The organism is Vibrio sp. RM-69-4 (assembly GCF_024743775.1).
GTDB classification, from domain to species: Bacteria; Pseudomonadota; Gammaproteobacteria; order Enterobacterales; family Vibrionaceae; genus Vibrio; species Vibrio anguillarum.
This window is the reverse complement of the sequence record NZ_JAMQXI010000076.1, coordinates 1,042,946-1,059,575: the sequence shown is the minus strand read 5'-3', so window position 1 is coordinate 1,059,575 and position 16,630 is coordinate 1,042,946. Positions and strand designations below refer to the sequence as shown.

Annotated in this window: 17 protein-coding genes; 14 read left to right on the top strand and 3 right to left on the bottom strand. The window is 41.9% G+C overall.

The annotated features are described in order from the left end of the window. Position 1: 1 nt before the first annotated feature. The 7 genes from pyrD (at position 2) to rmf (ending at position 8,738) form a co-directional block, all read left to right on the top strand. Positions 2 to 1,012: a quinone-dependent dihydroorotate dehydrogenase gene (gene pyrD, locus NB504_RS16965; protein ID WP_013856910.1), complete on the top strand. Its 1,011-nt coding sequence runs from the start codon at positions 2 to 4 to the stop codon at positions 1,010 to 1,012. 189 nt (positions 1,013 to 1,201) lie between these two features. Further along, entirely contained in the window at positions 1,202 to 1,744 is a 543-nt protein-coding gene (locus NB504_RS16960; protein WP_010320557.1) for a cell division protein ZapC, read from the top strand. 476 nt (positions 1,745 to 2,220) lie between these two features. Beyond that, positions 2,221 to 4,350, top strand: coding sequence for a bifunctional 23S rRNA (guanine(2069)-N(7))-methyltransferase RlmK/23S rRNA (guanine(2445)-N(2))-methyltransferase RlmL (gene rlmKL, locus NB504_RS16955; protein WP_047689471.1), 2,130 nt, complete (start codon positions 2,221 to 2,223; stop codon positions 4,348 to 4,350). Between the two features lie 3 nt (positions 4,351 to 4,353). Next, the gene (locus tag NB504_RS16950) at positions 4,354 to 4,602 is read left to right on the top strand and encodes a glutaredoxin family protein (protein WP_013856908.1); all 249 of its coding nucleotides are present in this window, start codon (positions 4,354 to 4,356) and stop codon (positions 4,600 to 4,602) included. Continuing rightward, positions 4,580 to 6,496, top strand: coding sequence for an ABC transporter ATP-binding protein (locus NB504_RS16945; RefSeq protein ID WP_017041963.1), 1,917 nt, complete (start codon positions 4,580 to 4,582; stop codon positions 6,494 to 6,496). Before NB504_RS16950 ends, NB504_RS16945 begins: the two co-directional genes overlap by 23 nt. Positions 6,497 to 6,505: 9 nt before the next feature. Then, positions 6,506 to 8,395: a DUF3466 family protein gene (locus tag NB504_RS16940; protein WP_258429380.1), complete on the top strand. Its 1,890-nt coding sequence runs from the start codon at positions 6,506 to 6,508 to the stop codon at positions 8,393 to 8,395. A gap of 169 nt (positions 8,396 to 8,564) precedes the next feature. Then, positions 8,565 to 8,738: a ribosome modulation factor gene (gene rmf, locus NB504_RS16935; RefSeq protein WP_010320553.1), complete on the top strand. Its 174-nt coding sequence runs from the start codon at positions 8,565 to 8,567 to the stop codon at positions 8,736 to 8,738. A 136-nt stretch (positions 8,739 to 8,874) separates the two neighbouring features. On the opposite strand, the gene fabA is transcribed toward rmf, so the two are convergent. Together fabA and NB504_RS16925 are read right to left on the bottom strand one after the other, a co-directional pair. Then, the gene (gene fabA, locus NB504_RS16930; protein ID WP_013856904.1) at positions 8,875 to 9,393 is read right to left on the bottom strand and encodes a bifunctional 3-hydroxydecanoyl-ACP dehydratase/trans-2-decenoyl-ACP isomerase; all 519 of its coding nucleotides are present in this window, start codon (positions 9,391 to 9,393) and stop codon (positions 8,875 to 8,877) included. Between the two features lie 71 nt (positions 9,394 to 9,464). Then, positions 9,465 to 11,108, bottom strand: a complete 1,644-nt coding sequence (locus NB504_RS16925) for a Lon protease family protein (RefSeq protein WP_017044702.1) — start codon at positions 11,106 to 11,108, stop codon at positions 9,465 to 9,467. Between the two features lie 164 nt (positions 11,109 to 11,272). Here NB504_RS16925 and matP point away from each other — a divergent pair, with 164 nt between their 5' ends. The 3 genes from matP to NB504_RS16910 all read left to right on the top strand — a co-directional run bounded on the left by matP (position 11,273) and on the right by NB504_RS16910 (position 12,518). Beyond that, positions 11,273 to 11,722, top strand: a complete 450-nt coding sequence (gene matP / locus NB504_RS16920; protein WP_026027109.1) for a macrodomain Ter protein MatP — start codon at positions 11,273 to 11,275, stop codon at positions 11,720 to 11,722. Positions 11,723 to 11,736: 14 nt separating this feature from the next. Further along, positions 11,737 to 12,054, top strand: coding sequence for a DUF3634 family protein (locus NB504_RS16915; protein ID WP_013856901.1), 318 nt, complete (start codon positions 11,737 to 11,739; stop codon positions 12,052 to 12,054). Between the two features lie 128 nt (positions 12,055 to 12,182). After that, on the top strand, positions 12,183 to 12,518 hold the full coding sequence (locus NB504_RS16910) for a hypothetical protein (protein WP_081244923.1): 336 nt from the start codon (positions 12,183 to 12,185) through the stop codon (positions 12,516 to 12,518). A gap of 250 nt (positions 12,519 to 12,768) precedes the next feature. On the opposite strand, the gene NB504_RS16905 is transcribed toward NB504_RS16910, so the two are convergent. Beyond that, a complete protein-coding gene (locus tag NB504_RS16905; protein ID WP_013856898.1) occupies positions 12,769 to 13,110 on the bottom strand; it encodes a hypothetical protein in 342 nt (113 codons plus the stop codon). A gap of 258 nt (positions 13,111 to 13,368) precedes the next feature. Between NB504_RS16905 and ccoN the strand changes: the two genes are divergently transcribed. The 4 genes from ccoN to ccoP are packed head-to-tail and all read left to right on the top strand — an operon-like array spanning position 13,369 to position 16,583. Beyond that, on the top strand, positions 13,369 to 14,796 hold the full coding sequence (gene ccoN, locus NB504_RS16900; protein ID WP_026027333.1) for a cytochrome-c oxidase, cbb3-type subunit I: 1,428 nt from the start codon (positions 13,369 to 13,371) through the stop codon (positions 14,794 to 14,796). A 12-nt stretch (positions 14,797 to 14,808) separates the two neighbouring features. Beyond that, a complete protein-coding gene (gene ccoO / locus NB504_RS16895; protein ID WP_013856896.1) occupies positions 14,809 to 15,423 on the top strand; it encodes a cytochrome-c oxidase, cbb3-type subunit II in 615 nt (204 codons plus the stop codon). Positions 15,424 to 15,432: 9 nt separating this feature from the next. Continuing rightward, a complete protein-coding gene (locus NB504_RS16890; RefSeq protein ID WP_010320252.1) occupies positions 15,433 to 15,609 on the top strand; it encodes a CcoQ/FixQ family Cbb3-type cytochrome c oxidase assembly chaperone in 177 nt (58 codons plus the stop codon). Continuing rightward, on the top strand, positions 15,606 to 16,583 hold the full coding sequence (ccoP, locus tag NB504_RS16885) for a cytochrome-c oxidase, cbb3-type subunit III (RefSeq protein ID WP_013856895.1): 978 nt from the start codon (positions 15,606 to 15,608) through the stop codon (positions 16,581 to 16,583). Before NB504_RS16890 ends, ccoP begins: the two co-directional genes overlap by 4 nt. Positions 16,584 to 16,630 lie beyond the last annotated feature (47 nt).

The window sequence follows — 16,630 nt, the reverse complement described above, 5'->3', positions numbered from 1 at the left end:
AATGCTCTACCGCTTAGCCAGGACTGGCTTTTTTCAACTTGATGCCGAAAAGGCACATGATCTCGCCATTGAAAACTTTAAACGTTTCACAGGCACTCCTCTTGATCTCTTCTATCGTCAACACTTACCCAATCGCCCAGTCGAATGCATGGGTTTAACTTTTAAAAACCCTGTAGGTTTGGCCGCTGGCCTAGATAAAAATGGGGAATGCATAGAAGCTTTTGGTGCAATGGGGTTTGGTTTTGTCGAAGTTGGTACCGTGACTCCACGTCCTCAATCTGGTAACGATAAACCGCGTTTATTCCGTTTGATCCAAGCGGAAGGTATTATCAATCGAATGGGCTTTAACAACTTAGGTGTCGACAACCTGGTTGAGAACGTTAAGAAAGCTAAATATGACGGCATTATCGGTATCAACATTGGAAAGAATAAAGATACACCGATTGAAAATGGGGCAGATGACTATCTTATTTGTATGGAGAAAGTCTACCCATATGCTGGTTACATAGCAGTGAACATTTCATCCCCCAACACTCCTGGGTTACGAACGTTACAATATGGTGAAGCATTGGATGATTTGCTTGCCGTACTGAAAGCGAAGCAATCTGAATTGGCTAAGCTGCATAATAAATACGTTCCGCTAACATTAAAGATCGCTCCCGATCTTTCTGATGACGAACTTAAACAAATTTGCCAATCGTTACTCAAGCATAATATTGATGGCGTTATCGCGACTAATACCACATTGGATCGGTCGCTGGTGGAAGGTATGAAATTCGCGAATGAAGCGGGTGGGTTAAGTGGCCGTCCTGTTCAATCAAGAAGTACTGAAGTGATTAAGTGCTTGTACCAAGAGTTGGGTGATAAGCTGCCCATTATTGGAGTGGGTGGTATTGATTCTTGTATCGCTGCAAAAGAAAAAATGTTGGCGGGCGCGAAACTAGTACAAGTCTATTCAGGATTCATTTATCACGGCCCAGGTTTAGTGAGAGATATTGTCAAGAACCTGTAAATAAGTGCGATTTAAAGGTATTTACTCAGAAAAATAAAAAGTGACTGGGTCAAAGTAAGAGGGAATGAGTTATTCATTTCCTCTTTTTTTTTATATTTCTGTTCTTAAAATTACATTCACTAGCTGGCAAAGGTAATTAAGCGTTTTACCTAATAGTTTGATAATTCATTAAAATTAGAGAGTGGAACGATGCTTAAACCAAGTGACAAATGGAGTTGGTACTATTCAGATAGCGAAAGCTGCCTGATGTTGTACCTTGGTGATGAGATGGTTTTTAAGACCAATCTTTACCGTAATCTGCTCGTCGATTGTGCTTTTGCTGAGAATCATTTTTCAGTCGATGATGCGAGTGCTTTCCAAACCTACAAAGAGCAAATTGCCTATTTAGGTTTAAGTGAGCCAAGACAAGCCGAATTAGCACTCTATTGTGTTGCCGCTAAGCGTTTTCATAAACCTGTCCAGCCTAAAAGTTGGTTTTTTGATCATCAAGGCTACGGTTTTGAACCGAGTGAAGGTGACATTGTTCGGTTGGTCAACGGCTACAGCCAAGGTTATTTCATCGTACTTGAGGTAGGGGACTGCGCTAGTCTTTGCGCCTTAGTCGATTTGGATGCGTTCATACTGAATGGTTCCAAACAGCTGGAATTCGGACAGGTCATTAAGGTTATGCATGACCGTATGGCTTGCGCCAATCATATTTTGCTCGAAGAGCACGTTGCTCTTGTGAGTTAACTTTTCCCTAATAGCACAACGTTTCGTTCCTTTGTTTCATTTCCCATCGGCTTAATAGCCGATTTTTTTTGCCTAGAGCTTTTCCCCAACTCAATCCTATCCGTCTGAATTCGATCTTAAATGTGAGATTTGTTCAGGATTCTGATGTTTTTTTCTTCAAAAGTGACGTTATAAACAGTGTCTACATTGCTAGAAATGGCCGACATATTCCCATTTTTAGCTCATTTGTAATTAATTTACACTACAAAAATCATTCTGGTATAGTCCAATTATGCAGTGAATAAATACTCACTTATCCCGTAGGCCTTGCTATATCTAGTGAGATGTTTTTGCAATGCTCGAAGCTTGTCTATTTGTAAAATTGGCGAGTAGTTAAGCAATTGAATGGTTGAGAAGGTGAAAGAGGCACTTTGTTTTACTCAAGCGTGGTATTGTCAGGTATAATGCGTGGTCATTTTTATCAGTAAAAGAGCAGTATGAATCAATATCTAGCGGTTACCTCAAACGGTCTTGAGAACCTATTAGTTGAAGAACTAACCAAATTAGGGATTACGGACGCAAAACCCGTGCAGGCCGGGGTAAAATTTAAAGCGTCGAAAGAGCAGATTTATCGCTGTTGTTTGTGGAGCCGTCTAGCATCAAGATTTGTTCGCGTCCTCTCTGAATTTACCTGCCAAAATGATATGGATCTTTACTTGTCAGCAAGTTCAGTGAACTGGGTTAATCATTTTCATAGTTCGAAAAAGTTTGTTGTCGACTTCAACGGCACAAATAACGAAATCCGCAACAGTCAGTACGGCGCGATGAAAGTAAAGGATGCGGTTGTCGACTGTTTCACCAAAAAGAACTTACCGCGCCCTTCGATCGATAAAGATCATGCAGATCTTCGTGTCCATGTACGCTTGCATAAAGATAAAGCCATTTTAGGGATTGATATGGTGGGCGGTGGTTTACATCAGCGCGGTTACCGTACCGAAGCGGGGCGAGCACCACTTCGTGAAACATTAGCAGCGGCTATTATTTTGCGTAGTGGATGGAGTGAAACGAAGCCACTGCTCGACCCAATGTGTGGTTCTGGCACTTTGCTCATTGAGGCGGCCATGATGGCTGCTGGTATGGCCCCTAGTCTCAAGCGTCCAAAGTGGAGTTTCGAAGCTTTAGAGGATTTTGATGCAGAACTATGGGCGCAAATAAAATCAGAGGCCAATGTTCAAGCAAGACGTGGTGTCAAGAAAGTTGACTGTAAGTTCTTTGGTTTTGATAACGATGCACGAGTGCTGCAAACCGCGAAAGATAACGCTCGCCGCGCAGGGGTTGAAGAACTGATTACCTTCCAGCTAGGTGATGCGGCACTGATCAAACGTCCTGAAGGGTTTGAGGATGGTGTAGTTATCTGTAATCCACCCTATGGTGAACGTTTAGGTACACATCCTGGTTTGATTGCTTTATACACGGCATTTGGTGGGCAATTAAAGGCTGAATTTGGCGGTTGCCAAGCGTCGATTTTCTCAAGCTCTGACGAATTACTCAGTTGTTTGCGTATGCGCGCTGAAAAGCAGTTTAAGTTAAATAACGGTGCGTTACCTTGTCACCAAAAGAACTACTCAATTTCATTGCGCACGGTAGAGCTGGGAGCGTCTATTTCTCAAGAATCGGTGATTGCTCCTGATTTTTCGAATCGTTTAAAGAAAAATATTGCGAAAATTGGTAAGTGGGCGAAACGTGAATCACTCGATTGCTATCGTATTTATGACGCTGATTTGCCTGAATACAATGTTGCGATCGATGTTTATCTCGACCACCTAGTGATCCAAGAATACGCCGCACCTAAAGATATTCCAGAAGAAAAGGCTAAACGCCGTTTAACAGATATCATTCGTGCCGCGATTCAAGTCACCGGAACAGAAGCAAATAAAGTAGTACTCAAAGTTCGTGAAAAACAGAAAGGGCGCTCTCAATATCAAAAATTAGGGCAAATTTCTGAGACAATGGAAGTGAACGAGTATGGCGTTAAACTGATTGTCAATTTACATGATTATCTCGATACGGGTTTATTCCTTGATCATAAATTGACGCGTCGTCGCTTAGGGCAAATGGCAAAGGGTAAAGATTTCCTCAATCTATTTGCTTACACCGGCTCTGCAACCGTTCATGCCGCTTGCGGTGGAGCAAAATCAACCATGACGGTTGATATGTCTAAAACCTATTTAGAATGGGCTAAAGACAACTTAAAGCTCAACGGTCAAGTTGGACACCAGCATCGCTTTGAACAAGCCGACTGTGTGCAATGGCTAGAGACTGCAAAAGAACAATTTGATTTGATATTTATCGATCCGCCGACATTCTCAAATTCCAAACGTATGGAACACACATTTGATGTGCAACGCGATCATATTAAGTTGATGGAAAATTTAAAACGTATCCTACGTCCAGAAGGTACGATTGTGTTTTCAAACAATAAACGACATTTTAAAATGGATTTAGAAGCGCTAGCTGAGCTTGGTTTAGCTGCTCAAAACATTTCAGCACAAACATTACCACTGGATTTTGAACGCAATAAGCAGATCCATAACTGCTGGACGATTTCCCATGCATGCAGTGAATAGGGAATGAAGTTGTTCACGCTTTACAGTACTGAAGGATGCCATCTCTGTGAGATGGCATTTCAGCTTGTTCAGCAGGCAAACATTGCTGAACAAGTACAACTTGTTGATATTGCATTTGATGATGCGCTCTTCTCTCGTTACGGGGTCACTATTCCGGTTCTTAAATACCAAGAATCCGAACTGAGCTGGCCCTTTGACCAACAAACATTACTTCATTGGTTAGAAAATAATGGCATTAATTACCATCCATAACGGTCAATTAGCATTTGGTGACCACCCATTACTCGATCATGCAGATTTCGCATTACAAGAAAATGAACGAGTTTGTCTCGTCGGCCGAAACGGTGCAGGCAAGTCGACTATGATGAAAGTTCTTGCGAGAGAAATCATCATGGACGACGGAAAAATGCAGATAGAACAAGATGTTGTTGTTTCTCGATTAGAACAAGATCCGCCTAGAGATGAAGCTGGCACCGTTTTTGATTATGTTGCTGGTGGATTAGCGGAAGTTGGTGAGTATCTAAAGATCTATCAAGATCTTTTGGATCTCATCGTTATCGATCCAAGTGAAAGTAATATCAATAAGTTATCTCGTATTCAAGAGCAGCTAGAGCATACAGGGGCATGGCGTTTTGAAGAACGTATCCAAAATGTTCTGGCGGCGTTGAAACTGGATGGCCACACCAAACTAACGGATTTATCCGGTGGATGGCAGCGTAAAGCGGCTCTTGCAAGAGCACTAGTGTGTGATCCTGATGTCCTTTTGCTTGATGAACCGACTAACCACCTTGATGTAACCACCATCGAATGGCTCGAAGGCTTTTTGAAAGATTTTAGAGGCTCGATCATCTTTGTATCGCATGACCGGACGTTCATCCACTCAATGGCGACACGCATTGTTGATCTTGACCGCGGTAAACTCAGCTCGTTTCCTGGTGATTATGATCAGTACCTTGTCGCCAAGGAAGAAGCCTTGCGCGTAGAAGAGATGCAAAATGCCGAGTTTGATAAGAAATTGGCCCAAGAAGAAGTTTGGATTCGCCAAGGCATCAAAGCGCGTCGTACTCGTAACGAAGGGCGCGTAAGAGCACTCAAGAAGCTAAGAGAAGAGCGTAATGATCGGCGTGAGGTACAGGGCAAAGCAAACTTGCAAATCGATGACGCTGCGCGTTCAGGAAAAATTGTCTTCGAAGCGAAGGATATTAGCTATAGCATTGATGGCAAAAACATTGTCTCGAACTTCAGTTTCAATATCATGCGTGGTGATCGCATTGCACTTATTGGCCCTAACGGATGCGGTAAAAGTACGCTGCTGAAACTGCTGTTGGGTGATTTACAACCTCAGAGTGGCAAATTACATTGCGGTACCAAACTTGAAGTTGCTTATTTTGATCAGTACCGTGAGATCCTCGATCCTGAGAAGTCGGTAATTGACAACTTAGCTGACGGAAAACAAGAAGTGATGGTGGCTGGTCGCCCACGGCACGCATTAAGCTACTTACAAGATTTCTTGTTTGCCCCTAAACGTGCGAGAACGCCAGTAAAAGCGCTATCTGGTGGTGAGAAAAACAGACTGTTGCTTGCTCGTATTTTCCTCAAACCGAATAATTTATTGATTTTAGATGAACCAACCAACGATTTAGATATCGAAACTTTGGAACTTTTAGAAGATTTGCTTGCCAACTACCAAGGCACATTGCTGCTTGTCAGCCACGATCGTCAATTTGTTGATAATACTGTAACAACGAGTTGGATTTTTGAAGGCGATGGCAAAATTGAAGAATTTGTTGGAGGCTATCACGATGCTCAGCAACAAAGAGCTCAAGTTTTGCAGTCACGAGTTGCTGAAAATGTCAGCAATAAAGAAAAAGTGGTTGAGGAAACTCTCAAAACAGCGCCAATTAAGACAAAACCTAAAAAGTTATCTTATAAACTGCAGCGAGAAATGGATGAGTTGCCCGCAATGTTAGAGCAACTTGAGAATGATATTGAAATGCTTCAACAGCAAGTGAACGATCCTGAGTTTTTCATGCAATCAGCAGACAAAACACAGCCCGTTTTAGATAAGTTAACTGCGAAAGAGCAGGAGCTTGAAATTGCTTTCGAGCGCTGGGAAGAGCTCGAAGCAATGCAACAGGAAAGTTAGAGATTATTAATGAGTAGTAAAACATTTAAAATCACCGTAATTGCGGCCAGTATTCTGGCTGCCACTCAAGCTCATGCTGCACTTTACCAAATTGTAGAGGTGACACCCGGTAACTTAGTCGCTAATGAATATTATGGAAGAGCAATACAAAAAGATAACCTTTCACCAAATCCTCTTGGTTGTTTTACGGCCGGAAGTAGCTGTAATACTTTTGCGCTCGGTGGCGATACGCTCAATGGTTCTGATGGTATTTCATACCGTGATGAAGTGCCATTCAAAATGGATAATCGTTTTGTTTACCAGGATATTGATGATCTGAAAAGCTATTGCTCTAACGAACTCGGTTATTCTACTTGTGCTGCCTGGGCCGATAAGCAGTGGCACGGTTTTGAGTACAATGGTGTTGAAACTGGCGGCTTAAAACGTGAACGCGATGCTTGGGATAATGGCAGTTATCTACAAAATGCAGCAGCCTTTGTAGGCTCATCGAAAGTAGCATTGCCTTTTGGTCCTATTGCAAATACTCAGAATACCGTTTTAACTGGGTTAGACGGCACTTCTGCTTTTGGTATTACGAGCAGCGGTTACACACAGTCTGGAAGTAATTACGCTCTAGGCTACCGTCAACGTGGTTTTTATGGGCAGACAATATTAAACCCACCAACAGATACGTCCATTGTTAGCGATACTAACAATAAAATTGTTGAAAAAATGGGTCGAACATTTGCCTATGATGTATTTGGTGATAGCCCAAATAAGTTTGTAGTCGGCAGTGCATCGGTAAGCTCTTACCTAACTGGAAATAGCGATGACGACAATAAAGATTATAACGGTGATGTTAACTCTTGTGTGAATGATGGTCTCGATCCACAGTTAACTCGTCAGTGTCAAAATTTTGCTTTTGCCACTCAAGCCTATATTTGGGATGTGACAGATACTAGCAACATAAAGAGTTACCGCGTAACAGGTTGGATTGGCGATGTCACCGCTAATCGCAGTGGCTATTCGGCACAAGCAAGTGTAAGAGGCGCTGCTATTCCTACATCAGGTAATTACGCTAACAAGCCGGTCATGGCCGGTTTTAATACCTATCGCGATGACAATGTGTTTAGAATGCAAGCAACGGTATTCTATCCCAAGGATGCTTATACACAACCAGCTAATGATGTATGGGAAAGTAAAGTTATTTTTGGCACAGAACTGAAAGTGGATGGAGATGTGATTTATTCCAACTCATTAGCGACTGATATTAATAATAATTTAATCGTGATTGGGGAAACCAAACGCCGAGGTGATAAACCTGAAAGTGGTGCAGCAGCGAATCGTATTTTCGTGGCAGATGCTAATAGCGGAACACCTGTAGCTAACTATCTATCGGGCGGCATTTTCTTTACTGGTGCAGGCGGTGAAGCGAGAGCGATCAACAATTTCAATGAAATTGTCGGTCAAATCGATGCAGAAAAAGGTCGTGAAGATGGAGGCAAACAACGTCGTCATCGTGGCTTTATCTATCCTTTCAACGGTACAGGGAGTAATGCAGCAAGAATGGCATTGTTCCAAAACCAAGGTTGGTGGTTAGATGATCTAACCAATGGCGGAACTTACTCACAGAGTAATAACCAGTTCCGTATTTTTGAAGCCTCAGATATCAACGATGATGGTGTGATTGCAGCAAGTGCATTTAAATGTACTGGTGGCTATGACGATTTCTCCCATAACTCATACTGTACTTCTGGAAGTGAAAGCGTTGTCGCGATTAAACTGATCCCGATTGCTGGCGCGGCGGCTAGCGATATTGAAGTCCGCAGCACGGCACTTCCACCCGTTGAACGTAAAGGCGGTAGTATGGGGTGGATTACTCTGACACTACTTGCTCTCTTTGGGTTCCGCAGAAAATAATTAAATAGTGTAAAGAATGGCGCAAGTTCACAATTTAGAATCTGCGCCTTTTTTGTAACTTGAGAAAGTCGAATTTTTGAGCAATTCTTAATTGTGGCGTAACAGATATGCCATGTAGATTTAATAGTTGTATGTAAGACACAAGTTACTGTATGAGGACTACACTATGATGAAGAGACAAAAGCGTGATCGCCTTGAAAGAGCACAGTCTCATGGGTATAAAGCTGGCTTAAACGGACGTTCCGTAGAGGCTTGCCCTTATCAACAAACGGACGCTCGTTCATATTGGCTAGGTGGTTGGCGCGATGCCAGAGATGACAAACAAGCTGGTCTCTACAAATAAACTCCCACATACATGCAAAAGGATTTAAGCCCCGGAAGGGGCTTTTTAGTATTCAAGCCACACTAAAGCACTATAACTAAGTATTTTGATGAGGAAAAAGCGACTCTATGAGTCGCTTATGAATAGTTTAACGTCACTAAAAAGCAGAAGTATCTTGGAAAAGACCTACTTTTAAGTCCTTTGCAACGTAAATCTCTTTGCCATCGACAAGAACGCGACCATCAGCTAGGCCCATTACAAGTTTACGGTTAACAACGCGTTTCATCGTGATTTCGTAAGTGACTTTTTTTGCTGTTGGTAGGATCTGACCTGTGAACTTGACTTCACCAACACCTAATGCCCGGCCTTTTCCTTTGCCACCAACCCAGCCAAGGAAGAAACCAACCAATTGCCACATCGCATCTAAACCTAAACAGCCAGGCATTACAGGATCGCCAGGGAAATGGCAATCGAAGAACCATAGATCAGGAGTAATATCTAACTCAGCAAGAATAAGGCCTTTACCATACTCGCCCTCGGTTTCTGACATTTTGGTGATGCGGTCCATCATCAACATATTTGGCGCTGGTAATTGAGGGTAGCCAGGCCCAAAAAGCTCACCTTGGCTAGAGGCTAGTAAGTCTTCACGATTATATGAATCTCGTTTATTCTGCATTATCAGTTACTCCAATTTTTGATAGGGTGCATATTAGGGAACACGTGTACGCTAAACAACTCCGATCAGTGCTACACAAACCAGTTTTTAATGCGCTCTGCAATACTGTGTGATTGGTCATGCCTTTCAAAGTTTTCAATACGTTGAGCAATTTTATTAATGATGCTTTCTTCGTCATCGCCTCTGAATGACGCACCCATAAGGATCGGTACTGCTTCATCAACTGTAGCGACTGGCCAAATATGAAATTCATCATTTTTAATGCTATTGACTACATCTTTATGAAGCGCAAGATGTTTTAGATTTGTTCTTGGTAGAATGACGCCTTGTCCACCCGTGAATCCCTGATGCTTACACACATGGTAGAAGCCTTCAATTTTTTCGTTTAGCCCGCCAACAGCTTGGACTCGCCCGAATTGATCAACCGCACCTGTCACAGCGATTTGTTGGTTAATGGGATGTTCAGATAAAGCGCTTACTAAAGAACATAACTCGGCTAGTGATGCACTGTCGCCATCCACTTCGCTGTATGATTGTTCGAAGACAACCGAAGCAGAATAGGGAAGCGGTGCGTCAAGGTTCATTGAGCTGCTTACAAAGGCTTGCATTATCATCATGCCTTTTGCATGCAAATTACCACCGAGCTCGGCTTTGCGTTCGACATCGGTAATATCACCGTCACCAAAGTGCACAACGCATGAGATACGAGCTGGTTCACCATAGGAAAGAGGATGACCAGCAACATCGATCACCGTTAATCCATTGACTTGGCCGACTTGTTCGCCTTGAGTTTCAATAATGACTTGTCCATCAAGTATGTCGTCGAGTGCTCGTTGCTGCAGATAAGACTCTCGATAATAGCGTTTGTCTAAGGCACTTTCGATATGAGATTTAGTAATCGGATACTGATTTGACTCTAAGGCCGCTTCTTCTATAAGTGTTCTGTGCCATATTACACATAACGGTGTGTAATGTTGATCTTCCGTGAAACGGGCACCTGCGGTCATAAGAGCAGGAATGGCATCTTCAGTCAGTGTAGGGAGTTGGTATTCTTCAGATATCCAACGTAAATAAGCGAGGTAGGTCAATATCGATTGTTCATCAATTTTCAGGTCCAACTCTAATTCGGTGTAGAAACAAAAGCTTGAGCGGACGTCTGCATCCAAATAGTCGACATCGGCTAACTGGTTTCTATCACCTAAAATGATCAGTTTGACCTCATATCTTTTAGAGATTGGTGAGGGGTGTGGTGATTTAGCATCACAATTAATGGGGCTTACATCTTCGCCTAATACTGCCGCTTTTAATAATGGCCACATTTTAGGATTAGCCAACAGCATATTAGCGGAGATCAGAAGATAACCACCATTGGCTTTATCCAATAAACCAGGAATTTCGCTGGTGATAAGCCCATTTTCAGCGCGGTATTGGCCAAAGATAGTCCCCATATCGAGGGACTCTGTACAAATAACGTGCGAGTTTGGCTTTATTACTTGAAGTTTTTGACTGACTAATTGACGATAGATTGAGTTATCTGGCGCGTTGATCAACATCACTCGTGTAAAACCTTTCAATTGAACAAACTGCTGAATAGCGGTTGCTAGTCTGGGCTGTGTGTCGAGTAATGTTACCGGAGATAGACTAGGGTACTGAGCTAGTTGCGAGTGGAATTGATCATACTGAGGTGTGACTGAACGCCAAATATTTTGAGTCATTGAAATCTAGTGTTTATTAAAAGAAGCCAGATTATATAGAAAAATAGCAATGTCTAACAGCTCCATTATTATGCTTGATCTTGTTCGCTTTTTTGAATCCAAAAATTGAACTCTGAACGATGGTGGGTTACGCTGTCACCCTAACTTGGCATGGATTTTACGTTATGAAATATCAACAGCTTGAAAATTTGGAATCGGGTTGGAAGTGGCAATACTTAATTAATAAGTGGAAGGATGGCGAAACAATCACTCGTTATGTAGACAAAAGTGAAGCTCTAGCTGCAATTGAACAGTTAAAAAAAATAGAGCATGAACCCAATCTGGTTCTTGGGTGGATTGATCAGCACATGTCACTTGAACTGAGTAATAAACTCAAGCAAGCAATTAGAGCCAAACGCAAACGCCACTTTAATGCCGAGCAACTACACACCAGAAAGAAATCTATCGATCTCGATTATCGAGTGTGGGAAAAACTATCATATCGAGCCAATGAGCTTGGTTGCACTTTGTCTGACGCGATTGAATACCTGTTAAGTGAAGCATCTCGTAGCGAAAAAGCGAGTAGAACCGTCTCAAGTTTAAAAGAAGATTTAAGTAAATTACTGTCTGAATAAGAAAGGAGATAAAAATGTTGTATGTCATTCTGGCTGCTGCTGCAGTTATCTTTTGGTTAGTCGCTGTTGATCGGCCTATATTGAGAGTTAAATTCAAAGATGGTGTCGTAGCACAAGTTAAAGGTCATTTCCCTCCAAGTTTTAAACATAATGTGACTGAGATTGCTGAAAAGACAGACTTGAGCGGCGAACTAAAAGTTTACCAGCAGAGAACGGGTGTTAAGTTGGTTTTTTCTAAAGACGTACCTAAAAAAATTCAACAGCGTATTCGCAATGTTTTTCCTCATCAGGGATTTCATACAAAAGAGCAACGAACCAAGAAGTCACATTGAGTCTGCCATTCTTAAGTTACAGATTGTTTTCATTAAAAAAAGAACATCGTCGAAACGATTAACTTTACACATCGTCCATTTATAACTCGCTGATATCATGATGGAAGTCTCTGTAAAGGTTCTCGACGATGAAAAAAATCTGTGTAGTTATCATTTCGTTAGTGATAGTAGTTTTCTGTTCAAAGGGTTATGCCGACGATTCAGAAAATAATCCTGTCGCGCAATCAATAAAACAGCAAACGCTGAAAGCTCTTAAAAAATATAGATCTAAGCTTGATGGATATTGTGACGTGATGATCGAAATGAAGCATGTTCAAAGTTATGCAGAAATTGTAGGCGTTGGGACAAACGGTGATTACCAAATCTGCGCGAAAGCAAAATCTAAAATCAAGATAGGCAAAAAATTTAAATATAAAGTTCCAGAGAAATACATACGGATACAAATCAATGCAGCAGAGTTATGAGTAAGGTGTGATTTCACTGTGAAATGAAAATTTGGATGTATGGTTTCAATTGCTATTATGGTTAACAAATCAGAGTGCGTATTATGTATATTATGTTAAATTATAAATGACCATATTTTAGTGTACGAATATTTCTTTCCTCTTTTCTATCTATCCTCATGACATTAAACATAATCAGTATTTACCATAAAATACCTAATAACTAGTCTGATAATCGAAGATTTCATTCTAGTTATTATTTAGTAAGAGTTTATATCGAGGACCTTTTTCCAATTATCTTGAAAGTTATAGGTTTATTGGGTGAATTTGGTTGGATTATCCAGTGGTCGGAATGTTGAATAAGTGTTCCATTTGTATGTATTTCTAGTTCAGGAATTCGTGGCCCAATTATGTATTGATTTGGGTTTTTATCATCTTTAATCACTATAATTTCCTGTTCATTTACAAATACAGAACAATTTGGCGTTGGAGTGCAGCTTGTCATGTCGACGTTTTGATAAGAAAAAGTCCTCCAGAAAAAAGCGACCAAAAGAATGAGTAATGTGATTAGTATTTGAGCAAACCTGTGTTTTGTAAGCTTTTCTGAAGCCATGATGCTTCCTTCCTCGTGTAACAAACTTCAAAGTTTTGAAATAAAAGGCCAAATCCTGAACAACTGTAAGGTTACTACTCTGTCATTGAATTGTTAATTGCAGTATAGTTGACGGTTGAAAATGCCACTTTTTTTTAAAGTCAGCAATAGATAGTAACGTTCTGATAAAGCAGTATTTCTATTGTGGATTTGGGGGGCATTACGACATGTGTCGTGTTGGAAGTAAAGTGTAGTTAATTAGAAATTGGAAGCATGCAAATGAGCCAAGAAAAGCAGCTTGAACAAAACTACAACTATACAGTTGTTCGGCAATTTACCTTAGTGACTATTCTCTGGGGTATTGTTGGTATGGCTGTAGGTGTTTTGATTGCCGCTCAATTAGTTTGGCCACAGCTAAACTTTGATACGCCGTGGTTGACGTACAGTCGCTTACGTCCTCTGCATACTAATGCGGTTATTTTTGCGTTTGGTACAAGTGCCCTCTTTGCAACATCTTATTATGTTGTTCAGCGTACTTGTCAAACTCGTCTATTTGGTGGTCCTCTTGTGCCCTTCACCTTTTGGGGATGGCAAGCCATTATTTTATCTGCAGCAATAACTTTACCTTTGGGTTATACCTCCGGTAAAGAATACGCGGAATTAGAATGGCCAATTGATATCGCCATTGCTCTTGTATGGGTATCTTATGCGATAGTGTTTTTTGGAACACTCGTCAAACGTAAGACGGCACATATCTATGTGGCAAACTGGTTCTTCGGAGCTTTTATCCTTACTGTTGCTGTATTACATATTGTAAATAGCATGGCAATCCCTGTTTCTATGGGTAAATCGTATTCAGTTTACGCTGGGGCGGTGGATGCTATGGTTCAGTGGTGGTACGGTCATAATGCGGTGGGTTTCCTGCTTACTGCCGGCTTCCTTGGTATGATGTATTACTTTGTACCAAAACAAGCTGAACGCCCTGTTTATTCATACCGTTTATCGATTGTTCACTTTTGGGCTTTGATCTCTCTTTACATTTGGGCTGGTCCGCACCATTTACACTACACTGCTCTGCCTGACTGGACTCAGTCACTTGGCATGGTGATGTCGTTGGTGTTGTTTGCTCCTTCATGGGGCGGGATGATTAACGGGATTATGACGTTATCTGGTGCTTGGCATAAACTGCGCTATGACCCAATCTTACGATTCCTCATCGTTTCATTGTCATTCTACGGAATGTCTACGTTTGAAGGACCAATGATGTCGATTAAGACAGTTAACGCACTGTCACACTACACCGACTGGACCATTGGTCACGTGCATTCTGGAGCTCTAGGCTGGGTTGCAATGGTGTCGATTGGTTCGGTATACCATTTAATCCCTCGCCTATTTAACCAAGAGCGTATGTACTCTGTTGGTCTAATCAATGCTCACTTCTGGTTAGCGACTATTGGTACGGTGCTCTACATCGTTGCGATGTGGATTTCAGGTGTTATGCAGGGCCTGATGTGGCGTGCTGTTAACTCTGACGGTACGTTAACGTACAGTTTTGTTGAGTCTGTCCAAGCCTCTTACCCATTCTATACCGTTCGATTCATTGGTGGATTTATCTTCTTAGCAGGTATGTTCCTGATGGCTTACAACACGTATAAAACGGTTTTTGCACCAGATAATAGCTTAAAAGCTATTCCTCAACCGGCATAAGGAGATGAAAGAATGAGTTCTAATAATCGCCATGAAATCATCGAACGTAATGTCGGTTTACTGGCTATTTTCATTATTTTTGCCATCAGTTGGGGAGCCTTGGTTGAAATCACGCCATTGATTTTCCAAAAGCAAACTACTGAGCCTGTTGAAAATCTTAAGCCCTACACTGCGCTGCAACTTGAAGGCCGTGATATCTATATTCGCGAAGGTTGTAACGTTTGCCATAGCCAAATGATTCGCCCATTCCGTTCCGAAACGGAGCGTTATGGTCATTATTCGGTGGCTGGTGAAAGTGTTTGGGAGCATCCATTTGTGTGGGGTTCGAAGCGGACTGGGCCTGATTTGGCTCGTGTTGGTGGTCGTTATTCTGATGAATGGCATCGAGTTCACTTGACTAATCCTCGCGAACTGGTTCCTGAATCAAACATGCCCGGTTTTCCTTGGCTAGCAAAAAATGTGTTGGACGGCAAGCTTACGCAAAGCAAACTTGAATTATTCCGTAATCAGTTTGGTGTGCCGTATACCGATGAACAAATCGCGAATGCAGCAAAAGATGTCGAAGGGAAATCAGAAATGGATGCAATCATTTCTTATCTTCAATCTCTTGGTCACGCAATGAAGTAAGGGGTAGTTATGGATATCGGTACTATTCACAGTATTTGGACCATAGTGCTGTTCGTCTGTTTTATAGGCGTAGTGTGGTGGGCCTATGGCAAAAACCGTAAAGCTCGTTTCGATGAAGCGGCTAACCTCATTTTTGCCGATGAACAGCCCAAATCCTCTAAGGAACAAGGAGTGACTAAACAATGACGACATTTTGGAGTCTATGGGTCATCATCATTACGGTGGGAACTTTGCTGGGCTGTGCGATTCTGCTCGTTTGGTGTTTAAAAGACAAAATGGGAGTAGAAGAAGGCTCGGATATGGGCCATGAATACGATGGTATTCGTGAGCTCAACAACCCTCTGCCTAAATGGTGGACCTATCTTTTTATTAGTACGTTTATTTTTGCCGCTATCTATCTGACCCTTTATCCCGGGTTAGGTAGTTTTAAAGGTGTACTTGGTTGGCAAAGTTCAGATCAAACCATTCGCTCTCTTGATGAGTCCAAAGCCTCGATTGCAAATGCGCAAAACAATAAAGTGTTAGTACAGTATGCAAAAGAGTTAGATGACGCAAACACCTACTTTGGTGAAGCATTTAAACGCTTAGCTTATACTGGCGGCGGTTCGGATTTACGCCCTATTCCTGAAATTGCAGCAGATTCTGATGCATTGAAGGTTGGTCAGCGTTTATTCTTACAAAACTGCTCTCAGTGTCATGGTTCTGACGCTCGTGGTCAAAAAGGCTTTCCGAATCTAACCGATAATGCTTGGTTATATGGTGGTGAACCAGAAGCGATTGTGACCACTATCCGACATGGTCGTATTGGACAAATGCCAGCTTGGAAAGATGTCCTCGGTGAGCAAGGTGTGAAGGAAGTGGTAAGTTATACCCTAAGCCTTTCTGGGCGTTCTGTGAACGTTCGAGAAGCGGAAGCAGGTAAAGCTCGCTTCGTCGTTTGCGCCGCTTGTCATGGTACTGATGGTAAAGGTAACCCTGCGTTTGGAGCACCTGATCTTACTGATAACGATTGGTTATTTGGTGACTCAAGAGCCGATGTTACTCAAACGGTCATGCATGGCCGATCAGGTGTTATGCCTGCTTGGAATGACATTCTCGGTGAAGATAAAGTTCAACTGGTTGCTGCTTACGTGTGGAGTTTAAGCAATACAGAGAACTAATTGCACAACAAAGGCAGCTCTTTATTAGGGCTGTCTTTCTTCTCTTT